This is a genomic window from Rhodococcus sp. P4_F3_2 (assembly GCF_056401335.1).
The window spans coordinates 235,983-260,381 of record NZ_JBFUJN010000001.1 but is presented as its reverse complement, the minus strand read 5'-3'; the positions used below and the strand labels follow the sequence as shown (position 1 = coordinate 260,381).

25 protein-coding genes and 1 pseudogene are annotated in these 24,399 nt (G+C 61.6%); 13 read left to right on the top strand and 13 right to left on the bottom strand.

From position 1 onward, the window contains the following. Positions 1 to 47 precede the first annotated feature (47 nt). Positions 48 to 761 (top strand): NAD(P)H-binding protein, encoded by a 714-nt coding sequence (locus AC1DWA_RS01255; protein WP_230544077.1) that lies wholly within the window; start codon positions 48 to 50, stop codon positions 759 to 761. Here AC1DWA_RS01255 and AC1DWA_RS01250 read toward each other — a convergent pair. Beyond that, the gene (locus tag AC1DWA_RS01250) at positions 739 to 1,509 is read right to left on the bottom strand and encodes an ABC transporter permease (protein ID WP_477916443.1); all 771 of its coding nucleotides are present in this window, start codon (positions 1,507 to 1,509) and stop codon (positions 739 to 741) included. The two genes, AC1DWA_RS01255 and AC1DWA_RS01250, sit on opposite strands and share 23 nt — an antisense overlap. Before the next feature lie 50 nt (positions 1,510 to 1,559). Next, a complete protein-coding gene (locus tag AC1DWA_RS01245; RefSeq protein ID WP_044480100.1) occupies positions 1,560 to 1,997 on the bottom strand; it encodes a GtrA family protein in 438 nt (145 codons plus the stop codon). Between the two features lie 141 nt (positions 1,998 to 2,138). Between AC1DWA_RS01245 and AC1DWA_RS01240 the strand changes: the two are divergent. Then, positions 2,139 to 2,678: pseudogene (locus tag AC1DWA_RS01240) on the top strand (TetR/AcrR family transcriptional regulator); the annotation flags it as partial. Between the two features lie 109 nt (positions 2,679 to 2,787). Here the strand turns inward: AC1DWA_RS01240 and AC1DWA_RS01235 are convergent. Next, a complete protein-coding gene (locus AC1DWA_RS01235; RefSeq protein WP_003940566.1) occupies positions 2,788 to 4,284 on the bottom strand; it encodes an MFS transporter in 1,497 nt (498 codons plus the stop codon). 99 nt (positions 4,285 to 4,383) lie between these two features. On the opposite strand from AC1DWA_RS01235, the gene AC1DWA_RS01230 reads away from it, so the two are divergent. Further along, entirely contained in the window at positions 4,384 to 5,043 is a 660-nt protein-coding gene (locus AC1DWA_RS01230; protein WP_019745154.1) for a TetR/AcrR family transcriptional regulator, read from the top strand. Positions 5,044 to 5,052: 9 nt separating this feature from the next. Here AC1DWA_RS01230 and AC1DWA_RS01225 read toward each other — a convergent pair whose 3' ends face one another. Continuing rightward, a complete protein-coding gene (locus AC1DWA_RS01225; protein ID WP_019745155.1) occupies positions 5,053 to 5,256 on the bottom strand; it encodes a PspC domain-containing protein in 204 nt (67 codons plus the stop codon). 190 nt (positions 5,257 to 5,446) lie between these two features. Next, the gene (locus AC1DWA_RS01220; RefSeq protein ID WP_069145660.1) at positions 5,447 to 6,295 is read right to left on the bottom strand and encodes an alpha/beta fold hydrolase; all 849 of its coding nucleotides are present in this window, start codon (positions 6,293 to 6,295) and stop codon (positions 5,447 to 5,449) included. A gap of 239 nt (positions 6,296 to 6,534) precedes the next feature. Between AC1DWA_RS01220 and AC1DWA_RS01215 the strand changes: the two genes are divergently transcribed. Next, positions 6,535 to 6,951, top strand: coding sequence for a PPOX class F420-dependent oxidoreductase (locus AC1DWA_RS01215; protein ID WP_029256158.1), 417 nt, complete (start codon positions 6,535 to 6,537; stop codon positions 6,949 to 6,951). Between the two features lies 1 nt (position 6,952). Here AC1DWA_RS01215 and AC1DWA_RS01210 read toward each other — a convergent pair whose 3' ends face one another. The 8 genes from AC1DWA_RS01210 to AC1DWA_RS01175 are packed head-to-tail and all read right to left on the bottom strand — an operon-like array spanning position 6,953 to position 15,380. Then, positions 6,953 to 7,306 (bottom strand): winged helix-turn-helix transcriptional regulator, encoded by a 354-nt coding sequence (locus tag AC1DWA_RS01210; protein WP_477916442.1) that lies wholly within the window; start codon positions 7,304 to 7,306, stop codon positions 6,953 to 6,955. A 9-nt stretch (positions 7,307 to 7,315) separates the two neighbouring features. Then, positions 7,316 to 8,209, bottom strand: coding sequence for an acyl-CoA thioesterase (locus AC1DWA_RS01205; RefSeq protein ID WP_279218619.1), 894 nt, complete (start codon positions 8,207 to 8,209; stop codon positions 7,316 to 7,318). Continuing rightward, the gene (locus tag AC1DWA_RS01200; protein WP_317830508.1) at positions 8,206 to 9,300 is read right to left on the bottom strand and encodes a CaiB/BaiF CoA transferase family protein; all 1,095 of its coding nucleotides are present in this window, start codon (positions 9,298 to 9,300) and stop codon (positions 8,206 to 8,208) included. Before AC1DWA_RS01200 ends, AC1DWA_RS01205 begins: the two co-directional genes overlap by 4 nt. A 51-nt stretch (positions 9,301 to 9,351) precedes the next feature. After that, positions 9,352 to 10,497, bottom strand: coding sequence for an acyl-CoA dehydrogenase family protein (locus AC1DWA_RS01195; protein WP_205906800.1), 1,146 nt, complete (start codon positions 10,495 to 10,497; stop codon positions 9,352 to 9,354). 38 nt (positions 10,498 to 10,535) lie between these two features. Further along, entirely contained in the window at positions 10,536 to 12,068 is a 1,533-nt protein-coding gene (locus AC1DWA_RS01190) for an acyl-CoA synthetase (protein WP_477845706.1), read from the bottom strand. A gap of 46 nt (positions 12,069 to 12,114) precedes the next feature. After that, on the bottom strand, positions 12,115 to 12,906 hold the full coding sequence (locus AC1DWA_RS01185) for an enoyl-CoA hydratase/isomerase family protein (protein WP_069145657.1): 792 nt from the start codon (positions 12,904 to 12,906) through the stop codon (positions 12,115 to 12,117). A 17-nt stretch (positions 12,907 to 12,923) separates the two neighbouring features. Next, entirely contained in the window at positions 12,924 to 14,081 is a 1,158-nt protein-coding gene (locus AC1DWA_RS01180) for an acyl-CoA dehydrogenase family protein (protein WP_020908988.1), read from the bottom strand. Positions 14,082 to 14,120: 39 nt separating this feature from the next. After that, entirely contained in the window at positions 14,121 to 15,380 is a 1,260-nt protein-coding gene (locus tag AC1DWA_RS01175; RefSeq protein WP_080909655.1) for an MFS transporter, read from the bottom strand. Between the two features lie 443 nt (positions 15,381 to 15,823). Here AC1DWA_RS01175 and AC1DWA_RS01170 point away from each other — a divergent pair, with 443 nt between their 5' ends. The 9 genes from AC1DWA_RS01170 (at position 15,824) to AC1DWA_RS01130 (ending at position 24,398) form a co-directional block, all read left to right on the top strand. After that, on the top strand, positions 15,824 to 17,008 hold the full coding sequence (locus AC1DWA_RS01170) for a lipid-transfer protein (protein WP_020908990.1): 1,185 nt from the start codon (positions 15,824 to 15,826) through the stop codon (positions 17,006 to 17,008). 1 nt (position 17,009) lies between these two features. Then, the gene (locus AC1DWA_RS01165) at positions 17,010 to 17,465 is read left to right on the top strand and encodes a MaoC family dehydratase N-terminal domain-containing protein (RefSeq protein WP_020970674.1); all 456 of its coding nucleotides are present in this window, start codon (positions 17,010 to 17,012) and stop codon (positions 17,463 to 17,465) included. Then, entirely contained in the window at positions 17,462 to 17,842 is a 381-nt protein-coding gene (locus AC1DWA_RS01160) for a MaoC/PaaZ C-terminal domain-containing protein (RefSeq protein ID WP_020908992.1), read from the top strand. Before AC1DWA_RS01165 ends, AC1DWA_RS01160 begins: the two co-directional genes overlap by 4 nt. A 29-nt stretch (positions 17,843 to 17,871) precedes the next feature. Further along, positions 17,872 to 18,675, top strand: coding sequence for an SDR family NAD(P)-dependent oxidoreductase (locus AC1DWA_RS01155; RefSeq protein WP_020908993.1), 804 nt, complete (start codon positions 17,872 to 17,874; stop codon positions 18,673 to 18,675). Between the two features lie 29 nt (positions 18,676 to 18,704). Continuing rightward, positions 18,705 to 20,252, top strand: a complete 1,548-nt coding sequence (locus AC1DWA_RS01150; protein ID WP_020970676.1) for an acyl-CoA synthetase — start codon at positions 18,705 to 18,707, stop codon at positions 20,250 to 20,252. A 25-nt stretch (positions 20,253 to 20,277) separates the two neighbouring features. Beyond that, the gene (locus AC1DWA_RS01145; protein WP_477845705.1) at positions 20,278 to 21,483 is read left to right on the top strand and encodes a TetR/AcrR family transcriptional regulator; all 1,206 of its coding nucleotides are present in this window, start codon (positions 20,278 to 20,280) and stop codon (positions 21,481 to 21,483) included. 122 nt (positions 21,484 to 21,605) lie between these two features. Continuing rightward, positions 21,606 to 22,226: a malonic semialdehyde reductase gene (locus tag AC1DWA_RS01140; RefSeq protein WP_020908996.1), complete on the top strand. Its 621-nt coding sequence runs from the start codon at positions 21,606 to 21,608 to the stop codon at positions 22,224 to 22,226. Between the two features lie 316 nt (positions 22,227 to 22,542). Beyond that, positions 22,543 to 23,190: an ABC transporter permease gene (locus AC1DWA_RS01135; RefSeq protein ID WP_019745160.1), complete on the top strand. Its 648-nt coding sequence runs from the start codon at positions 22,543 to 22,545 to the stop codon at positions 23,188 to 23,190. Continuing rightward, complete coding sequence (locus AC1DWA_RS01130; protein ID WP_020908997.1) at positions 23,187 to 24,398, top strand: ATP-binding cassette domain-containing protein; 1,212 nt, start codon at positions 23,187 to 23,189, stop codon at positions 24,396 to 24,398. The genes AC1DWA_RS01135 and AC1DWA_RS01130 overlap by 4 nt, the downstream gene beginning before the upstream one ends. Position 24,399 lies beyond the last annotated feature (1 nt).

Here is a 24,399-nt window from a genome sequence, read left to right as displayed (position 1 = left end):
TTCAGTTGGCCACGGCCGGTCGGATGAACTGCAGACCGTTCCGTAGTGTGCGCATCACAGAAAGTGGAACCAACGCCGGGGGGAACATCATGAAGGTCGTCGTTTTCGGGGCAACAGGAATGGTCGGCAGCAGCGTCCTGAGGGAATGCCTCGACGACCCGCGAATCGACGAAGTCGTGACCGTCGGCCGCAATCCGTCCGGTACAACCGCCCCGAAGATCGTCGACATCGTTCACCGCGACATGCTCGACTTCTCGGCGATCGAAGCCGATCTGACCGGCGCGGATGCCTGCTTCTTCTGCCTCGGTGTCTCCTCTGCCGGCATGAACGAAGCCGACTACACCCGCATCACGCATGACATCACGCTTGCCGCCGCCACGACACTGTCGGGTGTGAACCCTCAGATGGTGTTCGTCTACGTGTCCGGCGAAAGCGCCGACTCCACCGAAACCAGCAAGACCATGTGGAAGCGAGTACGTGGCGCGACCGAAAATGCGCTACTCGCCCTCCCTCTCACGACCTACATCCTCCGGCCGGGATTCATCCGTCCGCGCCCGGGATCGCCGTCGAAGACGTGGTGGTACAAGGCCTTCTATCAAATCTCCGTGCCTCTCTACCCACTCTTGCGCAAGGTTTGGCCCAGCAGCGTGACCACCAGTGAAAACATCGGCAGGGCAATGGTCACCCTCGCGGCAAACACGCCCGATCTTCCCGACCGCGTCCTTCGCAGCGACAAGATCAACGAACTCGCGCAGGCCTGACAGTCTTACCTCGAAAGACGAAGCCGCGGGCGACGAGTTCCAACGCCACGGCGACCGAGCAGGTTTGCGCCAACAGCAGCCCTGCCAGCACAAGAATTTGCACGGCACCGGCTTGAACGGCCGACCCCGTCGCGAGCAAAACGCCGACAAAAGCTCCCGGCAATGTCACGAGGCCGACGGTGCGCGTCTGGTCGACTCCCGGTAGCAGGGCGTCGGAGGCTGCGGTGCGGGCTACTTCCCACCGTGCATCGCGCTGGGAAAATCCAAGGCTCAGTRCGGCTTCGACTTCCCCGTATCGATCATCGACGGCGTCGAGTCCGCGTTTGGCTGCCATCGATGTTGCAGTCATCGCGCCGCCCAGAACAATTCCGCCGATCGGCACCAGAGCGATGCCTTCCAGCGGAACCACTCCGGACAGCAGCATCAGTGGCAGAACCACACCGATTCCCGACGCCAAGGCGATGGTCAGCCACGCTCCGGACGTTCCTGCGCCGCAGCGTCGTGCCGCGGTGAACGACGCCGCAGCGAACATGCCGACGAGCACGAGGAGCGCTGACCAGATGTGAGCCAAGGCTGCGGCGAGGATCAACGAAATCGCAGCCAACTGAAGAGCGCCACGAGCGAGTGCGCCGGGGACTACCCGAACGCTACCGAGAGAGGTGAATCGGTAGACGAGCGTGGCGACAAGAGCCATGACGATGCAGAGGACAGCCAGACGGATGCCTGAGTCGGCTATCGAAAGGCTCATAGGTCACAGTGTTCCCTACGAGCCGAGTCCGACTCGAATTCGAGAACCGCTCAGAAAACCCAACCGCGAAGGGCGACAAATCGCAGGCCACCGACAATTCCGCTCACTGCGATCACAAGCCCGGCTTGAAGAAGTCCGTCGGCGCCGGGGAGAAGGAAGCCGAGCGCACTGATGGCGGCCGAACTGGCGATCAACCCGACCAGAGCGAGTCCACCGCCTTCCCACTGCGCGGTGAACCAGTTGACGCGATCCGCGGCATGGAAGGTGAGCCGGCGATGCAGTTCGTTGGCCAGAATGGTGCTCAAGACTGCACCAACTGCGTTGGCGACCAGCGCTCCGTCACCGCGCAGCGCCAGAAAAGCGGCAAAGTACAAGATGTTGCTGGCTCCGCCGACGAGGGCAAAACGAACGAGCTGAGCAAAGGCGCCGTCGCCGGCAAGAGCACGAAGCCTCGTTACCGCGAAACCTGCACTCCGCGTACCCACCATCGAGATCGGATTGCTCCCGACCCAGATGTCAGACGTGCTCATATCGGCTTCTCTCATACGGACAATCGGAACCACACGTTCCGCTTAGTAATATAGCACTAACGGAATCGATCATTCCGCTTAGTGCCGTAGACTGTGAGGATGCCGACAACACACCCCGACGCTTCTCATGCGGGGACCTCGGCCGACTGCTCACAGCCGCGCCTTCGGTCCGACGCCAAGGCCAACCTCGAGCGCATCCTCAACTCCGCTCGCGAGGTGTTCGCTGCCCAAGGACTCGACGCCACGCTGGCGGACGTCGCCAAGCACGCCGGCGTCGGCGTCGGCACCGTCTATCGCCGGTTCGCCAGCAAGGACGAGCTGATCCAGGCCCTGTTCGACACACGGTGCTCCGAGATCGAAACGATTGCCGCCACCGCCCGGGAGATGCCAGACGCCTGGGAAGGTCTTGTCTACTTTCTCGACGTGATCTCCCTGCGCATGGCAGACAACCGCGGATTCGGCGATCTCCTGATGGACGGGCGCTTCGCGTCCGACACTTTCGCTCGCGCGCGCGCCGGGATCGCTCAGCACACCGCGGCACTTGTCAATCGCGCCAAGGAACAGGGCACCCTGCGGAGCGACTTCGAAGTCAACGACATTCCGCTTCTCATGCAGGTCGTCAAGATGGCCCAGAAGTTCGGCGGCGACGAGGCCCCTCAGGCTTACCGCCGCGCACTCGGGTTCATGATCGACGGACTCTGCGCGTCCCGCACCGGCCCCGCAATGGCGTCGACCCCGAAATTTGCTGTCAGTGGGCGATTACCGGTTCACCTTCCGGCGAATCCGGAAGCAGTCCACTCCGAAGAACCAGTCCGGTCAAGACCGCACCGACCGCGAATATGCCTGCGGCCCAATAGAACGTCGTGGTGTAGCTCTCGACGGCAGCCTGTGCCTGGGTCAGCGGATTCATCTCGCGGCCCACCAGGTAGTTGGTGGAAGCCGAGGCTGCAATCGTGCTGAGCAGTGCAGTTCCGATCGAGCCGCCCACCTGCTGCATCGTGTTGACCGTGGCAGATGCGACGCCGGCATCTTCGTGATGCACGCCTGAAGTTGCTCCCTGCATCGACGGGGCGAAAATGCTGCCCATGCCGAGTCCGGTGACAACGAGCCCCGGCAGAATGTGGACTGCATAGGTGCTGTCCACGGAAATCTGGGCCAGCAGCGTCATTCCGATCGCCGCGATGACCATTCCGCTCACGATCAGCACTCGCGGACCGACGCGCGGTAGCAAAACCGCTGTCGAAAGCGTTGCCGCTGTCACGATTCCGAACACCATCGGCATGAATGCGAGGCCGGTCATGATCGGGCTGTACCCGAGGATCAGCTGCATGTAGTACGTCAGGAACAGGAAGACTGCGAACATGCCTGCGCCGGAAAGGAAGATCGCCAGGTACGAGCCAGCCCGGATTCGGTCGAGGACCACCCGCAGCGGAAGGAGCGGGTGCTCGGACTTGGTCTGCCAGTAGATGAACGCCGCCATGAACACGACGCCGGCAACGAGCCACGAGATAGTGGGAGTTGCACTCCACCCGTCCGATTCGGCCTTCGAGAATCCGAAGACGATGCTGAACAAGCTGATCGACACCAGGATCGTTCCCGGGATGTCGAGCTTGGGTCGCGAATCACTGGTGTGCGGCGCGAGCAACAGGACTGCTCCGACCAGGGCGATCGCCGCGAAGAAGAGATTCACGAAGAGGCACCAGCGCCAGTCGACCCACTCGGTGAGTGCGCCGCCGAGCAGCAGTCCGATGGCGCCACCACCGCCGGCAACGGCACCGAAGATACCGAAAGCCTTGGCACGCTCACCTGGATCCGTGAATGTCACGGACAGCAGCGACAGGGCTGCCGGGGCAAGGAGCGCACCGAATACGCCCTGGCCGGCACGAGCGGCAACAAGCATTTCGAAGTTGACGGCTGCGCCACCGATGGCGGAAGCCACGGCGAAGCCGATCAGGCCGACGATGAAAGTTCGCCTGCGCCCGAACAAGTCGCTCAATCGACCGCCGAGTAGCAGCAAGCTGCCGAACGCCAATGCGTATGCCGTGATGATCCACTGGCGGTCCGAATCACCGAACTCCAGTGAGCGCTGCGCAGCAGGCAGCGCGATGTTGACGATGGTGGCATCCAAGACCACCATCAGCTGCGCAATTCCCAGAACCGCGAGAACCAGCCACCGCTTTGCGTGGTTGTCCCCTGAAGGCGCTGAGGACTGCTCGAATTCAGTCCGTTCAGCAATGTCTGACATAGTCCCTCGCCCAACCTATGCGGAGATGGCTTCTCCGGTTAGCAAAAACGCTACACGAAAACGGAGAGGCTGTCTCCACTTGGCGGGTAGAGTGGGGACATGAGTACCGCAATGGAGCGCCCCCTTCGCGCCGATGCTGCACGTAATCGGCAGTTGATCATCGACGCCGCACGTGAATTGTTCGCCGAAGAAGGGATCGACGTCACACTCGACGACGTCGCCCGGCGCGCGGGTGTCGGCGTCGGAACGGTCTATCGGCGGTTCGCCAGCAAAGAAGAATTGATCGACGGAGTCTTCCAACAGAACTTCGCCGACATGGCGGCGGCCGCGGACGCGTCACTCGCCAATCCGGATCCGTGGGACGGCCTGGTCACCTTTGCCGAATTCGCCTGCAGCCGTATGTCGGTCAACCGCGGGCTCAAAGACGTCCTGAATGGAACCGACGAGGGATGCGAGCAAGTCGCATGCCAACGATCCATCATCGAACCGTCGGTCGAGAGGATCTTCTACCGGGCCCAGGAGGCCGGGATGCTGCGCCCCGACGCCGTACCGACGGACCTGTTCGGCCTCATCTTCATGGTGGGCGCAGTCACCGAATTTGCTCAGCCCGTCAACCCGACCGTGTGGCGTCGATACCTCTCGGTGATGCTCGACGGTCTACGCACGGAGGGGTTGCACCGTGACGCACTCCCCCTTCCTCCACTGAGTTCGGAGGAATTGCACGAGGCCAAGCAATGCCTGAAAGACCGCCGCCGTTGAGCGGTTCGGTCAGATCTGCTCACGAGGAATGAAAATCCACATCACGATGTAGATCAGAAACTGCGGGCCGGGCAGCAGGCACGAGAGCACGAACAGCAAGCGGACAGTCGACGACTTCCAACCGAAGTATCGAGCGATTCCGGCGCACACCCCACCGAACATTGCTCCCGAGCGGGCGCGGGTGAGCTTGCGGGTCTTCATCGGGGAGGTCATGTGCTGTTTCCTTTCAACGGAACTCGCGGTTCATCCGCGTCGACCTCCACTATCCGCCGCCGATCCACCTGTGCGCATCAGGCCATGGACCCATCTTTTCCGACGCGGTGTGTCCTCAGGTACGAGTCCGTCCCCGCGTCGGACTCAGGGTTCTCCCCCACACCCCAGCCTCGAACCCCAGCCTCGTACCTCAGCAGGGAAACATGCGTCGAAGCCGTTTCGGAGCCGCAAAAGGTTGCCAGTTGTCGACGTCCTGCGCCAGACGATCGGCAACGGTCCACAACGCCGACGGGTTGTGGGTCAACCCCATGTGACTGCCTTGCACCGCAATGCTTTCCGACAGGCCTGCCGAGGTTTCACAGCACGCTTGCCATGGAACGATACCGTCGTGCCTGGAGTAGACCGACGTGGCAGGAACGGAAATAGGCGATCCCTGTTCGGATTCGATGCCGTCGACCGGAGGCAGTATCGCGTGATTACCGGACAAGCGAGCGTAGAGAGATCCGACTCTCGTCTGCTCCAGACTGGTGAGACCGAAAGGACTTCCGAGTGTCACTACCTGACGTACCGAATCCGGCAGATCCCTCGCCAGCTTTCGGGCGTAGATACCGCCCAAACTCCAGCCGATCACCGACACCTTCTGCTCGTATCGATCTGCTACCTCGGCCAATGCGGCAGGCAATCCGTCGACCACCGTCGCCGTCGGACCGGTGTTCAGACCCAGATTCCAACCGTGAACCCGGTATCCGAGAAAGCTCAGGTACGTCCTCAAGGCGAGAGTCGACACGTCCGAAGTCAGCAATCCGGGGAGAACGAGGACCGGATGCCCGTCCCCACGCGGCGATCGAAGCAACCAAGGAGCCGCGAGAAGCAGTGAAGCGATGTCGACCAGTCCGCGCGTCGGCTCGCTCAGACACATCGCCAAGGATGGTGGCCCCGGAACGAGTGGGTCGACTTCACGAATCCGCGTCGATCGCTGCGCCCAATCGAATTCGGTCTCCGCGAAATCGATCGCCGAGACTTCCGCAACTACGGACACCTGAACTCCTGTCGGCCGGTGCCCTTGCCGGGGCGCGTGGTGGGGCGGTTCCGCGAGCTGTGTGCTCAACCCGCGGAACCTTGTCCTCATCCACCACCGGTAGTGAACCAGGACCCGTTCTGCCCACAGATTCGTGACCAAAGGCCTCTCGACCACACGAACACTGTGTGATCCAGAACACTAGTTTTGAATACGTTGCATCTACGTTGCGTACGTGTTTCGTCCCCGAAGGAGAACAGATGGCATTCACGGAAGAAGAAATCGCATACATGCAGTCGCAGCCACTGGCGCGCGTTGCGACGCTCTCACCACACGGGCAACCAGACGTCGTTCCATTGGCCTTCGAATACGACGGGGCCCACTTCTGGATCGGCGGGGGCGGCCAGAGTGTCCTGAAAACCAGGAAGTTCCGCAATATCGGGTCAGGACAACTCGAAGTAGCCCTCGTCATCGACGACATGCCGTCATTCGAGCCGTTTGTCGCGCGCGGGATCAGGATCTACGGAATCGCTGAACAGCCGATCGAAAGGGTAGGAATGGTCGGTCCCGGAATCTATTCACGCATCACGCCGACAGTCTCGTGGAGTTGGAACTTGGCGGGAGAACCGGCAGGTGACACCTGGTACGAATCTCACAAGACTGTTCACACGCAATAGGTCAGTTCGGGCAACTCTCGGGTGGCAGGTTTTCGGCGGCCCACGTTGTCAGTTCACTGAGAGCGGGGAGCAGCGCCTGCCCCGACGCCGTGAGTTCGTACTCCACAGCGATGGGCGGGCCGGCGTCGACGGTCCGCGTGACCAGGCCCGCACCAGCCAGTTCGGTCAATCGGTCCGAGAGCACGGAGTCGCTGATCTTGCCGACTGCACGCTTGAGTTCCGCAAATCCCGCCRGACCACCGAGGAGCGTCGCCAGGATCACACCGTTCCAGCGTTTGCCGAGAAAGCTGAAAGCGCGAGCCAACGCCGCGTCACAGACGCGTGGTTGGTGCTCGGCTTCACTCTTCCCAGGCATTGCTTCATCCTAGGCCCGAGGCCACGGTGGCCCGTCAACTCGCCGCAAGAGGGACTCCTGGGCGACGGTTGCAGCCAAGACGCCGTCGCGTGTCCAGAAGTGGCCCGTCGAGAATCCCCGACCATCAGTGGCGGAGTTGCTTTCCTGAGCGAAGAGCATCCACTCGTCGGCCCGGAAGGGTCGGTGAAACCAGATCGCGTGATCGAGTGACGCCATCAGCACTCGCGAAGGTCCGACCATCAACGACCGGTGGGGCTGGACGTCGAGTGAGGCCGTCGATGCCAAAGACAAGTCCGAAGCGTAGGTGAGGACCCCGGCATGGAACAACGGTTCGTCAGGAAAAGCGTGATTCGGTTTGAACCACACCGACTGTGCGACCGACCCCCGCTCGCGCTCACCCTCGTCGGCAACGAATCTCATGTCCATCGCACGATGTGTCTTGTTGTCGCGGAACTCGTCGGCGCGCGCACTCGCCCAGCGCTCGTATGGATCGGGAAGGTCCTCCGGAGCAGGTACGACGGGCATCTCCCCCTGTCGATCGGTGCTGTCCTCCGGAAGTTTGAAGGACACGGACAGTGTGAAGATCGGCGTGCCCAGTTGCAGGGCAGTGACCTGACGGGACCAGTACGTACGTCCGTCACGAAGACGACCGACTTCGTAGGTGATGGGCTGCCGCGGATCGCCTGAGCTGAGGAAGTATCCGTGAAGGGAATGCACCACCGCAGTCGCAGGCGCTGTCCGGCCGGCAGCGGTCAAACCCTGCGCCGCCAGATGCCCACCGAAGATACGCCCGGGAGAACCTGCGTGACAGTAACCCTGAAATCTGTCGGAGCCGCGATCCTCCAGGCTCAGCAACGTGCGCAGATCGAAGGACTCGAGTTCTCGCGATTCGGTGAGCGTCACGTCCACAACGTCCCTGCGTCAACGGCTTCAGCGGCGGGGGCCGACGGCAGACCCGAATCGGAGCGGGAGAATCGCGGCGCCGGACGATGCTGAGTGACCCCGTCCAGTTCCACGAGCGAACCACGCTGGGCAACATGATGATTCGAGGAGGCTTCCGCGAACGTCAGAACCGGCGTCGTGCATGCATCGGTACCGTCGAAGACCGCAGCCCACTCGTCGCGCGTCTTGGACGCGAACACGTCTGCGAACACCTTCTTCGTGTGCGGCCATGCACTCTTGTCGTTCTGACTCGGCAACGTCGCGGGATCAAGTCCCAAACCGGCCAGAAGTAGTGCATAGAACTGCGGTTCGACGGCACCGACGGCCATGTATCTGCCGTCGGATGTCTCGTAAGTGTCGTAGTACGGGGCGCCGGTGTCGAGCATGTTCACACCGCGTTCGTCAGACCAGCGTCCGAGACCGCGGAAACTCCACATCATGTGTGACAGCGCCAGCGTCCCGTCGACCATGGCGGCATCGACAACCTGACCCTGCCCGGACTTCTGTCGCTCGAAGAGCGCGGCAAGTATTCCGAACAACAGAAACATCGAGCCACCACCGAAGTCTCCCACCATGTTGAGCGGCGGAACCGGACGCTCACCGGCACGACCTATCGCGTGCAGGACGCCGGTCAGCGAGATGTAGTTGATGTCGTGTCCCGCAGCCTGCGACAGCGGCCCCTCCTGACCCCATCCTGTCATCCGGCCGTACACCAGGGCTGGATTCCGTTCCAGCGCAACCTCCGGACCGAGGCCGAGCCGCTCGGTGACCCCAGGACGGAAACCCTCGATGAGCACGTCCGCACGCTCGATCAATCCGAGAACAATGTCGACGCCGGCAGGGTCCTTGAGGTCCACCTCGCAGATACGACGCCCACGCTGGGTCTGATCCCGTGGCTGACCGGGACCGGGGATCCGACCGGCGCGCTGAACACGGACGACGTCAGCGCCGAGATCAGCGAGCAACGTCGCTGCGTGGGGACCTGGACCGATTCCGGCAAGCTCTACGACGCGAAGTCCGGCGAGCGGTCCGCGGCCTGTGGTGGTACCCATGATTGTCCCTCGGTTTTCTCTCGTCTCGAAATATTTGTGTAAGTACGGGTTTCAGCCGAGCAATGACGGCAGCGCCCGGGCGAGGTTGCGTTCGTGAATCTGGGAGGCGCCCTCGTAGATGCGCAACGCACGCACATCCCGCCACATACGCGGTACCGGGTGATTGCCGACGATGCCGACCCCGCCGAGCACCTGCACCGCCCGGTCCCCGACCACCGACGCCATCTCGGTGCAGTACAGCTTTGCCGCGGCAATCCGATGACGCGGCGGCGTTCCGCGGTCGAACTCACGGGCGCAGTCGAGGATCATCGCTCGTCCTGCCTCGAGTTCCGCATAGCTGCGTCCGAGCATCGCCTGCACGGCACCGAACTCGGCCAAAGGTTGGTCGAACTGCTCACGAGAACCCGCGTATTTCATTGCCTCCGCGAGCATCCGAGTCGCCTGACCGACTGCGGTCGCGGCAACGTGGGTGCGAGCCTGGTTGATTCCGCGCATCGCGTGAATCATCCCCAAACCTGTTGCACCGCCGATCAACCGGTCGGCGCTCACCACAACGTCACGCAAGCTGATCTCGGCGACTGGGCCTTCGGCATGACCGTTCATCAATTCAGGCACCCGGGTCTCTACCCCCGGCGATTCCCGATCTACGAGGAAGGATGAAATCTCGCCGTCCGCGGTGCGGGCGAACACCACCAGAACATCAGCCCACGCTCCGTTGGTGATGAAGCGCTTCTCACCGTTGATGATGTAGCCGTCCGGGGTGTTGGTAGCGGTGGCGCGCACGGCGGAGGCGTCACTACCCGCCTGCTCCTCGGTGAGAGCAAACGCCATGACGCACTCCCCCGCCGCCATCGCCGGTAGATACTGTTCACGCTGAGCGTCGGTGCCGTATTCGAGGAGGATCTGCGAAGCCAGTCCGATACTGGTCGAGAATCGGGAACGGTACACCGCCGATGACCGGGTGAACTCGAAAGTCAGCAGCACCTGCTGTTCGACGGTCCACCCCAATCCACCGACGCTCCTCGGAAGCGTGATGCCGAATAGTCCGACCTCGGCCATCCTTGTCACGAGGTCAGCGGGAACCTCACCAGCAGAGACCATTTCGTTCTCACGAGGAATGAGCTCATTGTCGGTGAAATCGCGGATCACCTGCCGGTAGGCGTCGAAATCGAGGTCGCGAATCTGTGGGTCGATCACGGTTCTACTCCTGGAAGCATGTTGGGAAGATGGCTGTGTCACCGGTAGGTCTCACGCAGAGTGCGCTTGAGGATCTTCCCTACCGGCGACAGCGGGAGTGCGTCGACGAAATCGACCGACCTCGGCGCCTTGTACCGAGCTATACGCTCGCCGACAAAATCTCGGAGTTCATCACCGCTCGAATTGTTTTCAGGTATGCGCACCACCACTGCATGGACGCGTTCTCCCCATTTGTCGTCGGGTACTCCGATGACCGCGCAACTGCTTACACCGGGATGCTGGGACAGGGCGGCTTCGACTTCGGCACTGTAGACGTTCTCGCCGCCCGAGATGATCATGTCCTTGAGTCGGTCTACGAGAAACACGTAGCCATGCTCGTCCATGAAGCCGAGGTCACCGGTATGCATCCATCCACTGCGCACCGCGTGCGCCGTCTCCGCCTCGTTGTTCCAGTAACCCATCATGACGTTCGAGCCCCGCACGACGACCTCACCGATATCGCCGCGCGGAAGCTCTGTGCCGGTTGCGTCGACAATCCGCACCTCGGTGTGTGGCGCAGCACGTCCCACTGATCGAAGTCGTTCCGGGTGATCAGGATTGCGGTGGTCGTCGTCGCGGAGAAGTGTTGCTGCCGGGGCCAACTCGGTCATTCCGTAGCCCTGGCGCAGTCGAAGATCAGGTGATCGTTCGATCAAGCGCCGAACCAGTGGTTCGGGCATCGGCGATGCGCCGTAGGTGATCGAGGTGAGACTGTCGATCGGCAGACCTGTCCGATCAGCGTATTCGAGCATCGCTTGCACCATTGTCGGCACGAGCAGAGATTGTGTAACTTCCTTCTCTGCAATGGTTTCGACGAGTTTCTCGACGGTGAAGTCCCCCATCAAAACGTGCACGGATCCGGTAACCGAGGCCTGGACCAAACCGGCGAAGGCTGCGAGGTGGAACAGGGGCGCCACGTGCAGGGAGCGGCCTGGCAGATTCGGCTCACCACTACCGGCAAGGACTCCGAGCACCGATGTCAGGATCTGGCCTGCGCTCAGCATGACGCCTTTGGGGCGGCCTGTAGTTCCACCGGTGTACATGAGAAGCGCCAATGCATCGGGATCTGCGTGAGTATCGGGAATCGGATCGTGCAACGCCAAAGCAGAGTCGTAGTCGACCGTATCGCCGGCCAGATCCGCCGCACCGAATACGATCACGGTCTCCAGTACAGCGCACCGTTCACGCAGTTCCAGCGCAGCGGCCAGACGCGGTCCGTCCACGAGAAGCACTGTGATTCCGGCGTCTTCGATGTGAAATGCCATCTCGTCGGGACTCCAGCGGTTGTTCACCGGGGACGCCACCATCGACGCCCAGGCACAGGCGAAGGAGTACTCGACATACTCGAGACAGTTTGTGGCCAGTATTCCTACCCGGTCACCTCGGTCGAGCCCGTACGACGTGAACATACCGGCCAATCGCGCAACGCGACTCTCCAGTTGAGCGAACGTCAACTGGCGCTGCCCGTCAACGACGGCGATCGCGTCGGGTTCGCGCTGGACCGACCGATGTAAACCCTGAGTCAAGTACATTCTCGTTCACTCTCCTGATCCCGATAACAATGTGTTCCAGTTCTTTTCAGCGGCCCGTGAAGTGCGGTACTCGTTTCTCGAGGAATGCCGAGCGCGCTTCCTCCACGTCTTCGGAATACGCGCACGTGATCAGCCGGTCGGCTTCGTCCATCAAGAATTCGGACAGCGGCCGCGACATCGCCGAATCGAGGTTCAGCTTTGCACCACGCACTGCCAACGGTGCCGAAACAGAGAGCCGCTGAACAATTTCCGTAGTCCTCGCTTCCAGCGATTCTTCGGCGAAAGCCTCGTGAATCATTCCGAATGAGGCAGCGCGATCAGCTTTGATTCGTTCGGACAGCAGCATCAATTCCCGCGCCTTCGATGTGCCCGCTGCGCGGGTCAGCAACCACGCCATTCCCATGTCACCGGACATTCCAGCCCCGAGGAAGGCCGTGTTGAACATCGCATCGGCTCCGGCATAGCGAAGATCGCACGCCAGAGCGAGACTCAAGCCGGCGCCCGCACAGCCACCGCGAATCACCGCCACCGTAGGCTTGGGATGCTGCACCAAAGTTGGTATCACCCGTGAAATATCAAGCAAGCGAGTGCGATCCTCTTGCTGTGAATCACCCCGCACTACACGGCTCGACCGATCACCGGACTGATCGCGACCGACCGAAAAGTTCCCTCCAGCGCCCGTGAGCACGACGACTCTCACGGCCTCGTCACCGGCGGCCGACGTAAGCGCGTTCTGCAGCTCGGTGAGCAGCGTGTACGTAATCGCGTTGCGTCGATCCGGTCGGTTCAGAGTCATCGTGGCGACACCGTCATCGACGTCGTAGAGAAGCTCTGCCATGGTTTCCCTCGATTCGTTCAGAACCCGGCCGCTTTGGCGATGATCGTCTTCATCACTTCGTTGGTTCCGCCGTAGATGCGCGACACACGGGTGTCCGCGTACAGACGCGCGATGGGGTATTCCAGCATGTAGCCGTAGCCCCCGTGAAGCTGCAAGCACTTGTCGATGACCTCGGCTGCCGTCTCGGTGCAGAACAGCTTTGCCTTGGCGGCGTCGGCAACACTGAGGTCGCCGGTCTCGTGTAATTCCAGAGCCCGGTCGACCATGCACTGCGCAGCCTCGACCTTGGCGATGCACTCGGCGATGACGAACTTGGTGTTCTGGAACTCCGCCACCGCCTGGCCGAACACCTTGCGGTCACGCACGTAAGCAGAAGCGAACTCGATAGCACCGACGGCCGCGGCGGTCTGGGTGACCGCGATCATCAGTCGCTCCTGCGGAAGGTTGTTGGCCAGGTAACCGAACGCTGCGCCTTCCTCACCGAGTAGATCCTCGGCCGGCACCCGCACGTCGGTGAAGGAAAGCTCTGCCGTGTCCGAAGTGCGCATGCCGATCTTCTCGAGCTTGCGACCGACCTCGTAGCCTTCGCTCGACGTGTCCACTGCGAGGATGCTCAACCCGGCGCGACGGTTCTCTGCCGTCGGCGGTGACGTACGGCAGATCACGAGAACCCGATCAGCCTGAACGCCGCCGGTGATGAATGTCTTTGCGCCGTTGAGGACATAGTGAGTGCCGTCCTCGGACCGTTTGGCCGTGGTCTTGATGCCCGCCAGGTCCGAGCCGGTGCCCGGTTCGGTCATCGCGATGGCAGTCATCATGTCGCCACTGATGAAATCGGGCAGCCAACGCTGCTTCTGCTCTTCGGTTCCGTAGGTCAGGATGTATGGCAGGACCAGGCCGGTGTGTACACCGAATGCGCCAAAGCTGACTGCCGCACGAGCCGTCTCTTCGGTCAGGGCAGCCTGGAACTTGAAGCTTGTTTCACCCGCTCCGCCGTACTGCACGGGAACCGTCATTCCGAGAACGCCGAGCTTGCCGAGCTGGCGATAGAAGTCGCGGGGCACCATGCCCTCGCGCTCCCAATCGGAGAAGTTGGGCACTACCTCGGCTTCGATGAAGCTACGGATGACCTTGCGGAAATCCTCGTGCTCTTCGTTGAATACTGTGCGCTGCATTGTTTCTCCTGGATATTGTGAAATGAAAGTGAGTAGTGCTCAGCCGAGGATTCGCACCCGATCGCGGGTGGCGTTGACGGCGCAGAGCGCGATGACGGCACCGATGACAGTCGCGATTCCGAAGATCTGGAATGCGGTGGCGTATCCCTCGGCCGGGGTTGCGGCGCTGTCGACGATGACGCCGGTGAGGTAGGGAGCGATCAGACCGCCGGTGGCCATCAGAGCCATGAAAACACCCAGTACCGAGGCCATCTGCTGCGGCGGGCAGATTTCGGAGATCGCTGCGTTGAACTGCGGAATGATGACCGTCCCGATGCCGTAACCCACTGATACCACGAGCACCGCAACGATCGGAGTCTTGATGAACGGCATGCTGACGAGGGCAAGCCCACAGATCAGCAGGGCAATTCCGGGAACGATACCGCGCAGGATCCGAGAGCTGGCACCCCGCGCCATCAGCCTGTCACTGATCGACGTGCACAGGAACATGAAGAACAGTCCCGCGATGCTGGGAATGCCGAACATGGTTCCCGCCTGAACCCGCGAGTATCCAAGTCCCACTTCGAAGTACGACGGCAGCCACGTGAGCACCACCGTGATGAGAGCGTACATGGTGAACACCGCGGCAAGAGCACCGAGGAATGTCGGCGTGAAGAAGATCTTCGTCAGCGGCACCTTGGCGACAACCACCGAGTCTGTGGCCGTTGTGGTCTCCCGCTCGGACTTCCTGACCGGCCGCTGCATGTACGGCCCCTCTTTCCAGGTGAACAACCACAGGACGCACCAGACCACGCCGACCCCGGCAAGGATGACGAACGTTGCTCGCCACCCCCAACTGGCTACAGCCAAGGCCATCAGCGGCGCGATCGCAATCTTCGCGATAGAGGCACCGGAAGCCAGGAAAGCTCCTGGCAGACCACGCTTTTCCGCAGGATGCCACGAGTAGACACCCGTGTGAACCAGCGCACCCGCTGGTCCCTCGAAGAATCCGAGCATCATGCGCGTGAACAGAAGCATGCCGAAACCGGCAACCACGACGAGCGGGATCATCGACGCTGCCCACCCCAGTGAGAGCAGAACCAGCAACCACCGCAGCGACATCCACTTGTGCAGTACCCCGGCAAAGAAGCCACCGACGGTGAAGGCCAGGAAGAATGCACTGCCGACCAGTCCGATCTGTGCAGAGGTCAGCCCGAATTCCTTGGCCAGCGGCTGTGCAACCAGGCCGAAGACTGCCTTGTCAGCCCAGTTGACGACGACAAGGAGAACGAGAACTCCGGTGAGCCCCCATGCCCGCACTCGGGATTCCCCTACTTCTCGCGGTGGTGCGGCGGTGGGAAGAGCCGGCTTGCTCAACGTCATTCTCATCGATCCTCTCAGGCAAGTGCGACAACTGCGCCACGGAGTGAGCGCAATGCGAAACAGAAGCTGGGTGAACTGATCTCAGCACCGAAGTACTGGATGCGGGACTCGGAGACCGGTCCGGTGCGAACCCGATGTCGTCGATTCGTGGTCGATTCAACCGCCGGGCACCTACTCTGTGACGCACGCCACCTTGCCGCCCAGAAAGTAAATCATCAATCGACACTCCGACGCAATAGCCTCGTGAAATTGTCCACCTTCGTCGACAATCTGCCGGATATCGCGACGAAAGTCCCTCGTAAATACGCATTGTGACCCAGTAGACAAAACTCGAATGGTGGTGTTAAGTAAATCTTCATCCGATCATTTAGGAGACAATCGTGACCAGAAAAGTCCATGTTGCCGGAGTGGGAATGATCCCGTTCACCAAGCCGGGCAAGAGTGAGAACTACAACGTCATGGGAGAGACGGCCGCCCGTGCCGCCCTCGACGACGCCGGTATCGACTACTCGCTGGTCCAGCAGGCCTATGCCGGCTACGTTTACGGCGATTCCACTGCCGGACAGGCCGCCGTCTACGGTCTCGGGCTCACCGGAATCCCGGTCATCAACGTCAACAACAACTGCGCCACAGGCTCGTCGGCCCTTTTCCTCGCACGCCAAGCCGTCGCGAGCGGCGCCGTCGAATGCGCATTGGCTGTCGGCTTCGAGCAGATGAAACCCGGTGCGCTCAAGCGGGTCTGGGACGACCGCCCAGCGCCGATGTTCCGTTTCGACGATCTGATGACCGAGATCCAAGGCGTCCACGACGCACCGCGCGCAGCCCAGATGTTCGGTGGCGCAGGACTTTCGCACATGGAGAAGTACGGCACCAAGCCCGAGACCTTCGCAAAGATCTCGGTCAAGGCCCGTAAGCACGCGGCCAACAATCCCAACGCGGTCTTCCGTGATCTTCTCACCGAAGAGCAGGTGCTGGAGTCACCGCACATCTTCGGCCCGCTCACTCGTTACCAGTGCTGCCCACCCACCTGTGGCGCCGCTGCCGCTGTCGTCTGCAGCGAAGAGTTCGCCCGCAAGCACGGGCTGGCGGCTGACGTAGTGATCGAGGCACAGGCCCTGACCACCGATACACCAAGCACTTTCGAGGACCGCGACATGATGAAGGTCGTCGGCTACGACATGACGGCTGCCGCAGCTGCGCAGGTTTACGAAGCCGCAGGCATCGGACCTGAGGACGTTCAGGTCGTGGAACTGCACGACTGCTTCTCCGCCAACGAACTCATCACGTACGAAGGTCTTGGCCTCACGCCCGAAGGTACTGCCGAGAAGTTCATCCTGGACGGCGACAACACCTACGGCGGACGAGTAGTCACCAACCCGTCGGGAGGCCTGCTGTCAAAGGGCCACCCCCTCGGCGCCACCGGTCTTGCCCAGTGCGCCGAACTGGTCTGGCAACTGCGCGGTCAGGCCGGCAAGCGGCAGGTCGAAGGAGCACGAATCGGACTGCAGCACAACCTCGGACTCGGCGGTGCGTGTGTGGTCAGCATCTTCAAGAAGGTGGGCTGACATGGCGCTCGATCCGTCCGTCGTCGGAACGATCATCCCGGGCCACGAGGCACTGGTCGAGCGCGGACGCCTGCGCTTCTTCGCCCAGGCCATCGGTGAGACCAACCCGATCTACGGAGACGTCGAGGCCGCCAAGGCTGCGGGGCATCGTGACCTGGTGGTACCGCCGACATTCCTGTTCTGCCTCGACATGGAAAAACCGGACCCGTTTGCCCTGGTCCGATCGTTGAAAATCGACATGAGGTACGTCCTGCACGGCGAGCAGTCCTTCGAATATCACGCACTCGCCTATGCCGGCGACACACTTGCCTACAACGGCAAGGTCACGGACGTGTACTCGAAGAAGAACGGCGCCTTGGACTTCCTTGTCCGGACCGCCGAGGTCACCCGCGACGGCGAGTTGATCGCCCGCCTCACCAACACCCTGGTCGTTCGAAACCCTAAGGCGCAGAAATGAAAACAGGTGACGTTCTTCCCTCCCTGGAATTGCCCGAGATCAGTCGCACCACTCTCGCGCTCTACGCCGGAGCTTCGGGTGACCACAATCCGATGCACATCGATCTCGACGTCGCTCGCTCCGGCGGAATGGACGACGTGTTCGCACACGGCATGCTCTCGATGGCCTACCTCGGTCGATTGCTGACCAATTACGTTCCGCAGGAACGCATCCGCACCTACAGTGTTCGCTTTGCCTCCATCACACCGCTGCACGCCAAGCCGACGTGTACCGGGACCGTCACCAAGGTCGAGGACGGCCTGGCCCATCTCGATATTGCCGTCACTCTCTCCGACGGCACCGTCACCCTGCGCGGCGACGCCGTCGTAGCCGCTTGAAAACTCTCTCTACCGAAAGGAACCCCGACATGGGCAAGCTCGACAACAGGACAGCACTCGTCACCGGATCCGGCCGCGGTATCGGCCGCGCCATCGCCATGAAGTTCGCTGCGGAAGGCGCGAGCGTCGTAGTCAACGATCTTGATCCGGGCCCGGCCAAGGAGACGGTCGAGGAGATCATCGCGGCCGGTGGCAAGGCAGTGGCGTGCGTCGGTTCGGTCACCGAAGAAGGTTTTGCGGATCGATTCGTCAACACCGCAATCGATACCTTCGGCGGCCTCGACATCATCGTCAACAATGCCGGGTTCACCTGGGACAACGTCATCCAGAAGATGACCGACGAGCAGTGGGACACGATTCTCGATCTGCATCTGAAGGCACCGTTCCAGATCCTGCGCGCCGCTCAGCCCTACATCAAGGCCAATCCCACCGACTACCACCGCAAGGTTGTCAACATCTCCTCCAATGCCGGAGTGGTGGGCAATGCCGGACAGTCCAACTACGCAGCCGCCAAGGCCGGCATCATCGGCTTGAGCAAGACCCTTGCGCGTGAGTGGGGTCGTTACAAGGTCAACGTCAATGCCGTTGCATACGGTCTGATCAACACCCGCCTGACGGAAGCGTCGGCGGACGGTAACTCGACCATCGACGTCGAGGGTCGCGAGATCAAAGTCGGCGTCAACCCGCAGCTCCTGGCGGCAGCCGAGCGGACCATCCCACTGGGCCGCGCCGGACGTCCGGACGAAGCGGCCGGCGCGGTATTTGCGCTCTGCCTGCCCGAAACCGACTACGTCAGCGGCCAATGCCTGGTGTGCGACGGCGGCAGTCGCTGACCTCACGTTTCCCGAAAGGAGCGGTCCCCATGTACTTGACTCAGTCTCTGCAACGATCAATGCAGCAACGCCCTGACCAACCCATGACCGTGTGTGGGGACCGTATCCGCACCTGCGCCGAGGTCGGCGGGAGGGTAACCCGTCTTGCAGGCGCTTTCCGCGACCTCGGTGTGCAGGTAGGCGATCGCGTCGCGATACTGTCGCTCAACTCCGATCGCTATCACGAGTACTTCTTTGCCACCTGGTGGATGGGAGGCGCTGTCAATCCGCTCAACACCAGATGGAGCGCTGCCGAGATCGCTTTTGCGCTGGACGATTCCGATACACGAGTGCTGGTCGTCGACGACACCTTTCTGCCGCTACTCGACGAGGTACGGGTGTTGTTCCCACAGCTCGCCGTAGTAATACATGCCGGCGAACTGCCGACGCCGGCCGGCGCTCTCGACTACGAGAATCTGATCGCCTCGAGCGAACCCACACCGGACCTGCGACTCGGCGGCGACCACTTGGCCGGAATCTTCTATACCGGCGGAACCAGCGGTCACCCCAAGGGGGTCATGCTCACCCACGCCAACCTCGTGACGTCGAGCCTCGGCGCAGTGGCCAGTAACAGAACGCCTGGTACCGACGGCCTGGCTCTGATCACCGCCCCGATGTTTCATCTTGCGTCGCTGGCAAATTGGATCGGTCGTAACACTGTCGGGGCGACGTTGGTGATTCAGCCAAGTTTCGAACCGGCCACCGCACTGCGCTTGATCGAGCAGCACAAAGTTACGTCGATGCTGTTGGTACCCACGATGATTCAAATGCTGATTCGTCATCCGGACCGGACGAACCGGGACCTGTCCAGCATCCTGGCCGTGCAGTACGGCGCTTCCCCGATCTCCGAAACCTTGCTTCGGCAAGCGCAACAGGCTTTTCCGCAGGCAGCCTTCATGCAGGGGTACGGCATGACCGAGGCCGGACCCGGACTCACCAGCCTGAGCGCAGAAGATCACGTCGACGCGACCCGCCTGAAATCTGCCGGTCGGCCGATGGGACACGTCGAGATTCAGGTGGTCGACGAGAACGGCAACGAGCTTCCTCGCGGTGAGGTCGGCGAAATCATCGCCCGCGGCGGCAACATCATGTGCGGCTACTGGAATCGGCCGGAAGAAACACGATCGGCATTGCGCGACGGTTGGCTGTACACCGGCGACGGAGGCTACATGGACGAAGCCGGGTATCTCTTCGTCGTGGATCGGCTCAAGGACATGATCATCTCGGGTGGTGAGAACGTCTATTCGACGGAGGTCGAAAACGCACTGGCCACACATCCGGACGTAATCAGCTGCGCTGTGATCGGCGTACCCGACGATCAGTACGGCGAACGAGTCCACGCGGTCCTGGTCGTGCGTCCCGGGGTGTCTTTGACGTGCGAAGAAGTCCGCGCGCACTCGAAGACGCTGATTGCCGGCTACAAGTCTCCGCGAAGTATCACCATCGTCGAGCAAATGCCCGTGTCCCCGGCTGGCAAGATACTCAAGAGAGAACTCCGCAGGCAGTTCTCCGACTTGGCAACCAGCACCATCACCTGACCACGCCACCGACCTCGAGGGCCCCATGACGATCGATACATCGGACGGCACACCTGCGGCCTCGCCGGACCGGCCGGCCACGCCGAAAACGACCCCGAAGAAGACGCTGCGCCCACGCAACCGCAAGGCGCAGATCATCACCGTGGCTCGTGAACAGTTCGGCCGCTCGGGGTACCACAACGTCAGCATGGAAGGCATCGCGTCTGCGGTGGGCATCACCGCAGGCGCGCTGTACCGCCACTTCCCGAACAAGCAGGAACTCCTCGCGCAGGCGATGCTCGACGGCTCGTCTTCGATCCTCGCGATCCTCGACGAGGTCGATCGAACCGATTCCAGGGTGGTCTTCACGGCACTGGTTCGTTACGGACTCGACAACAACTTCCGTAGTCTTCTCTTCGATCAGGAGGCCCGTAACCTGACCCCTGAGCGCAGAACGGAGGCGCGTGCCGGAGTTCGGGAAGTCACGAGCCGGGTCGCAGTCGCCCTTCGACACGAGCGTCCCGACCTGTCGGTTCCCGATTCCGTCGTTCTGGGGTGGGCACTCACCAGTATCGCGTTCAGCCCCGCTCGACACCGCACGACGCTTCCTCGAAAGCGCTTCGAGGCTCTGTTAGCCAGGTTGTTCGATGTCGTTCGTACCGCTCCGGTCCTTCCCGAGGAGCCGGCGGCACAGCCCCAGCCGACTTCGAACTTCAGCCACACTTCGCGTCGCGAAAGTTTGATGGGCGCCGCAATCACGCTGTTCGATCAACGCGGCTACCGATCCGTGACAATGGACGACATCGGCAGCGCCGCCGGTGTTCCGAGTTCGAGCATCTACACCCATTTCGGAAGTAAAGCCGAAGTGCTGCAAGCAATTCTGGCCCGCGGGAACGAAACACTCCGGCTCGGCCTGGTCCAGGCTTTGAGGAACGCAGACTCACGGGAAGACGCGATTGCCCGCGTCGTACATTCGTACACCAATTCGGTGATCTCACCTGACAGCGCGATTGCCATTCTCATCGAAGAAACAGCGAACTTGCCCGAAGAAGCGCAGGCCTCGACGCACATTGCACAACGCGAGTACATCGACGAGTGGGTACACCTGCTCGGTAACGAAACCGCGGATGCACGGGCGACGGTGTTGGCAACCATCAGCATGATCAACGACCTCACGCGCGTCCGACTCGAATCACGACAGCGCGCGATCGAGGATCTGGCGGTGAGGATTCTCGCCACCCAGACGGTCTGACTCGTCACTCCCCAGCGCTGAACCCTACGACTGGTGCTACCGTATCCAAGTACTTTCTTTTTACTAGCAACTAGCTTTACCGGGTAACGCTCGGATGAGCTACAACGGAAACGGAACCACCGATGTCACTCGACGCAGCCACCCCATTTACCGCACAGCAGCTCGACGCAGCCGGCCGTGAACTGCTCTTCACAGCAGCCCGCACGGCAAACTCCTTCTCCAACGAACCGGTCACCGACGACGAACTGACTGCGATCTGGGAGCTCGCGAAGTGGGCACCGACCGCGGCCAACACCAATCCACTGCGCGTGCTGTTCGTGCGTACGGAGGAGGGCAAAGCGCGCCTCGTCGAGCACATGTCCGACGGCAACAAGGCCAAGACCGCATCGGCGCCTGCTGTCGCGGTTCTTGCCGTTGACACCAAGTTCTACGAGCATATTCCGGCACTGTTCCCCATCCGTCCGGAGATGAAGGACTACTTCGAGTCCGACGACGCTGCCGCCACATCGAGCAGCAAGTTCAACGCCGCACTGCAGGCTGGTTACGTGATCCTCGCGATTCGGGCGCAGGGCCTGGTCGCCGGCCCGATGGCCGGCTTCGACGCCGACGGCATCGACGGCGAGTTCTTCGCGGACGGACGCTTCAAGACCACCCTGGTGGTCAACATCGGCCATCCCGGAGAGAACCCGTGGTTCGACCGTCTGCCGCGGCTGTCCAATGAGGATGCGCTCAGCTGGGCCTGAGGCCGACTCGTACAGTTCCCACAATGCGGGAGGGTTCTCCGGAGCCCTCCCGCATTGCTGTCTCGAGCGTTTGCTGTCTCCAGCACGTTTCAACTCCGCACGCAGTGGGTACCTACCCGCGTCCCGCAAAATCTCACGTCCAGAACAACATCCGACACGCTGCAATCGGAATTAGTTGCAGTATCTCAGTTTTTGGACGACAGTCGAGGGAAACCCCTCGGCCTACGGAGGCTGCGGGGAAAGCCCTTGTGCGCCGGTCGGTGTCGAGGGAAGACGTTCGAGCGAGCAGAAGTCCGAAGAAAGTGGGTTCGGAAATATGGGCGCCCTATGGGATTTTGTCGTTGCACGACGACAACAATTGATGACCGACTCGTACCTACATGTTTCAGCAGTTATCCAGTCCGTGATCATCGCGACGATTGCCGCCGTGATCATCGGCATTCTCGTCTACCGGAGCCCGGCGGGATCCTCCATCGCTACGGCGTTGGCCAGCACGATCCTGACGGTTCCTTCATTCGCTCTCCTCGGACTGCTCATTCCGATTCTCGGTCTCGGCGTCGCTCCCACGATCACCGCGTTGATCTTGTATGCCCTGCTCCCGATCATTCGGAACACGATCATCGGTCTGGATGCGGTCAACCCGGCGATCACGGACGCAGCCCGCGGTGTCGGAATGAATCGCATGCACGTTCTGAGTCGAATCGAGCTGCCGATCGCGTGGCCGTCGATCCTCACCGGCATGCGGGTCAGCACACAGATGCTCATGGGCATCCTCGCCATCGCGGCGTACGCCAAGGGTCCTGGTCTGGGAAACCTGATCTTCTCCGGACTCTCGCGCGTCGGTAGCCCGAACGCTGTTCCTCAAGCGCTGGTCGGAACCGTACTGATCGTCATTCTGGCTCTGATTCTCGACGGAATCTACGTCGTCATCGGTCGTCTCACTACTTCGAAGGGGCTGCAATGACTGAAACCATTCCGTCTGACGTATCTGCAGATCAGAAGGTATCCGGGGTAGAGATTGTTCTCGAATCCGTGACCAAGCGTTACCCGGGCCAGAAAGCTGCAGCGGTGGACAATGTTTCACTGACTGTTCCGGCCGGTGAGATCGTGGTCTTCGTCGGACCCTCGGGTTGCGGCAAGACGACGACGATGCGCATGATCAACCGTCTGATCGAACCCACCTCGGGCAAGATCACCATCGACGGCAAGGACGCGCTGTCCATCGACCCGGACAAGCTTCGCCGCGGCATCGGCTACTCGATTCAGCAGGCAGGATTGTTCCCGCACTTCACCATTGCGAAGAACGTCGCGACGGTGCCCGGCCTCATCGGTTGGGACAAGAAACGTATCGCAGCTCGCACCGACGAGATGCTCGACCTCGTCGGCCTCGATCCCGATACTTATCGCGACCGCTACCCTCGCCAGTTGTCCGGTGGCCAGCAACAGCGTGTGGGCGTGGCGCGGGCTCTGGCTGCAGATCCCCCTGTCTTGTTGATGGACGAGCCTTTCGGTGCCGTCGACCCGATCACCCGCGGCCTGCTGCAGGACGAACTGATGCGTCTGCAGTCGGAGTTGGGTAAGACCATCGTCTTCGTCACCCACGATTTCAACGAGGCAGTCAAACTCGGTGACCGTATTGCCGTGCTGGGCAATCAGTCCAGCATCATGCAGTACGACACTCCGGAGGCGATTCTCGCCAATCCCGCAAACGACATGGTCGCGGGATTTGTCGGGGCGGACGCCTCGCTCAAGCAGCTGACCCTGACACGCGTGCGCCAGATCAAACTCAAGCAGTGCCTCACCGCCCGCGAAACCGATTCGGTCGATGATTTGAGAACCGCACTCGCAGCGCGTAAGTGGAAGTGGGCCCTGATTCTCGATCAGCGTGGACGGCCGCTTCGCTGGGTCTCGCCCGGCCACCTCGCCCATGCGTCGACGCTTCGAGGTGTCGGTAACGAGATCGGCGAAGCCGTGTCCATCCAGTCCACCCTGCAGGATGCCTTGGAGGCTCTTCTCGCCGAAAGCAATGCGTCCACTGTGGTCACCGGACGGCGCGGCGAGTATGTCGGTCTCATCACCATCGACACACTGGTCAGCCATCTCTCCGAGATGCGCGAGGAGCATGCGCACGACCACGACGAAGAGCCAGACACCGAGAACGTCGAGGGTTGAA

Bases quoted from the DNA above. Each gene is read 5' to 3' on its own strand.
- AC1DWA_RS01245 (WP_044480100.1), bottom strand. From the start codon at position 1,997: ATGGTGGGTACGCGGAGTGCAGGTTTCGCGGTAACGAGGCTTCGTGCT.
- AC1DWA_RS01235 (WP_003940566.1), bottom strand. From the start codon at position 4,284: ATGTCAGACATTGCTGAACGGACTGAATTCGAGCAGTCCTCAGCGCCT.
- AC1DWA_RS01230 (WP_019745154.1), top strand. From the start codon at position 4,384: ATGAGTACCGCAATGGAGCGCCCCCTTCGCGCCGATGCTGCACGTAAT.
- AC1DWA_RS01225 (WP_019745155.1), bottom strand. From the start codon at position 5,256: ATGACCTCCCCGATGAAGACCCGCAAGCTCACCCGCGCCCGCTCGGGA.
- AC1DWA_RS01215 (WP_029256158.1), top strand. From the start codon at position 6,535: ATGGCATTCACGGAAGAAGAAATCGCATACATGCAGTCGCAGCCACTG.
- AC1DWA_RS01200 (WP_317830508.1), bottom strand. From the start codon at position 9,300: ATGGGTACCACCACAGGCCGCGGACCGCTCGCCGGACTTCGCGTCGTA.
- AC1DWA_RS01190 (WP_477845706.1), bottom strand. From the start codon at position 12,068: ATGTACTTGACTCAGGGTTTACATCGGTCGGTCCAGCGCGAACCCGAC.
- AC1DWA_RS01185 (WP_069145657.1), bottom strand. From the start codon at position 12,906: ATGGCAGAGCTTCTCTACGACGTCGATGACGGTGTCGCCACGATGACT.
- AC1DWA_RS01180 (WP_020908988.1), bottom strand. From the start codon at position 14,081: ATGCAGCGCACAGTATTCAACGAAGAGCACGAGGATTTCCGCAAGGTC.
- AC1DWA_RS01165 (WP_020970674.1), top strand. From the start codon at position 17,010: ATGGCGCTCGATCCGTCCGTCGTCGGAACGATCATCCCGGGCCACGAG.
- AC1DWA_RS01160 (WP_020908992.1), top strand. From the start codon at position 17,462: ATGAAAACAGGTGACGTTCTTCCCTCCCTGGAATTGCCCGAGATCAGT.
- AC1DWA_RS01155 (WP_020908993.1), top strand. From the start codon at position 17,872: ATGGGCAAGCTCGACAACAGGACAGCACTCGTCACCGGATCCGGCCGC.
- AC1DWA_RS01150 (WP_020970676.1), top strand. From the start codon at position 18,705: ATGTACTTGACTCAGTCTCTGCAACGATCAATGCAGCAACGCCCTGAC.
- AC1DWA_RS01145 (WP_477845705.1), top strand. From the start codon at position 20,278: ATGACGATCGATACATCGGACGGCACACCTGCGGCCTCGCCGGACCGG.
- AC1DWA_RS01140 (WP_020908996.1), top strand. From the start codon at position 21,606: ATGTCACTCGACGCAGCCACCCCATTTACCGCACAGCAGCTCGACGCA.
- AC1DWA_RS01135 (WP_019745160.1), top strand. From the start codon at position 22,543: ATGGGCGCCCTATGGGATTTTGTCGTTGCACGACGACAACAATTGATG.
- AC1DWA_RS01130 (WP_020908997.1), top strand. From the start codon at position 23,187: ATGACTGAAACCATTCCGTCTGACGTATCTGCAGATCAGAAGGTATCC.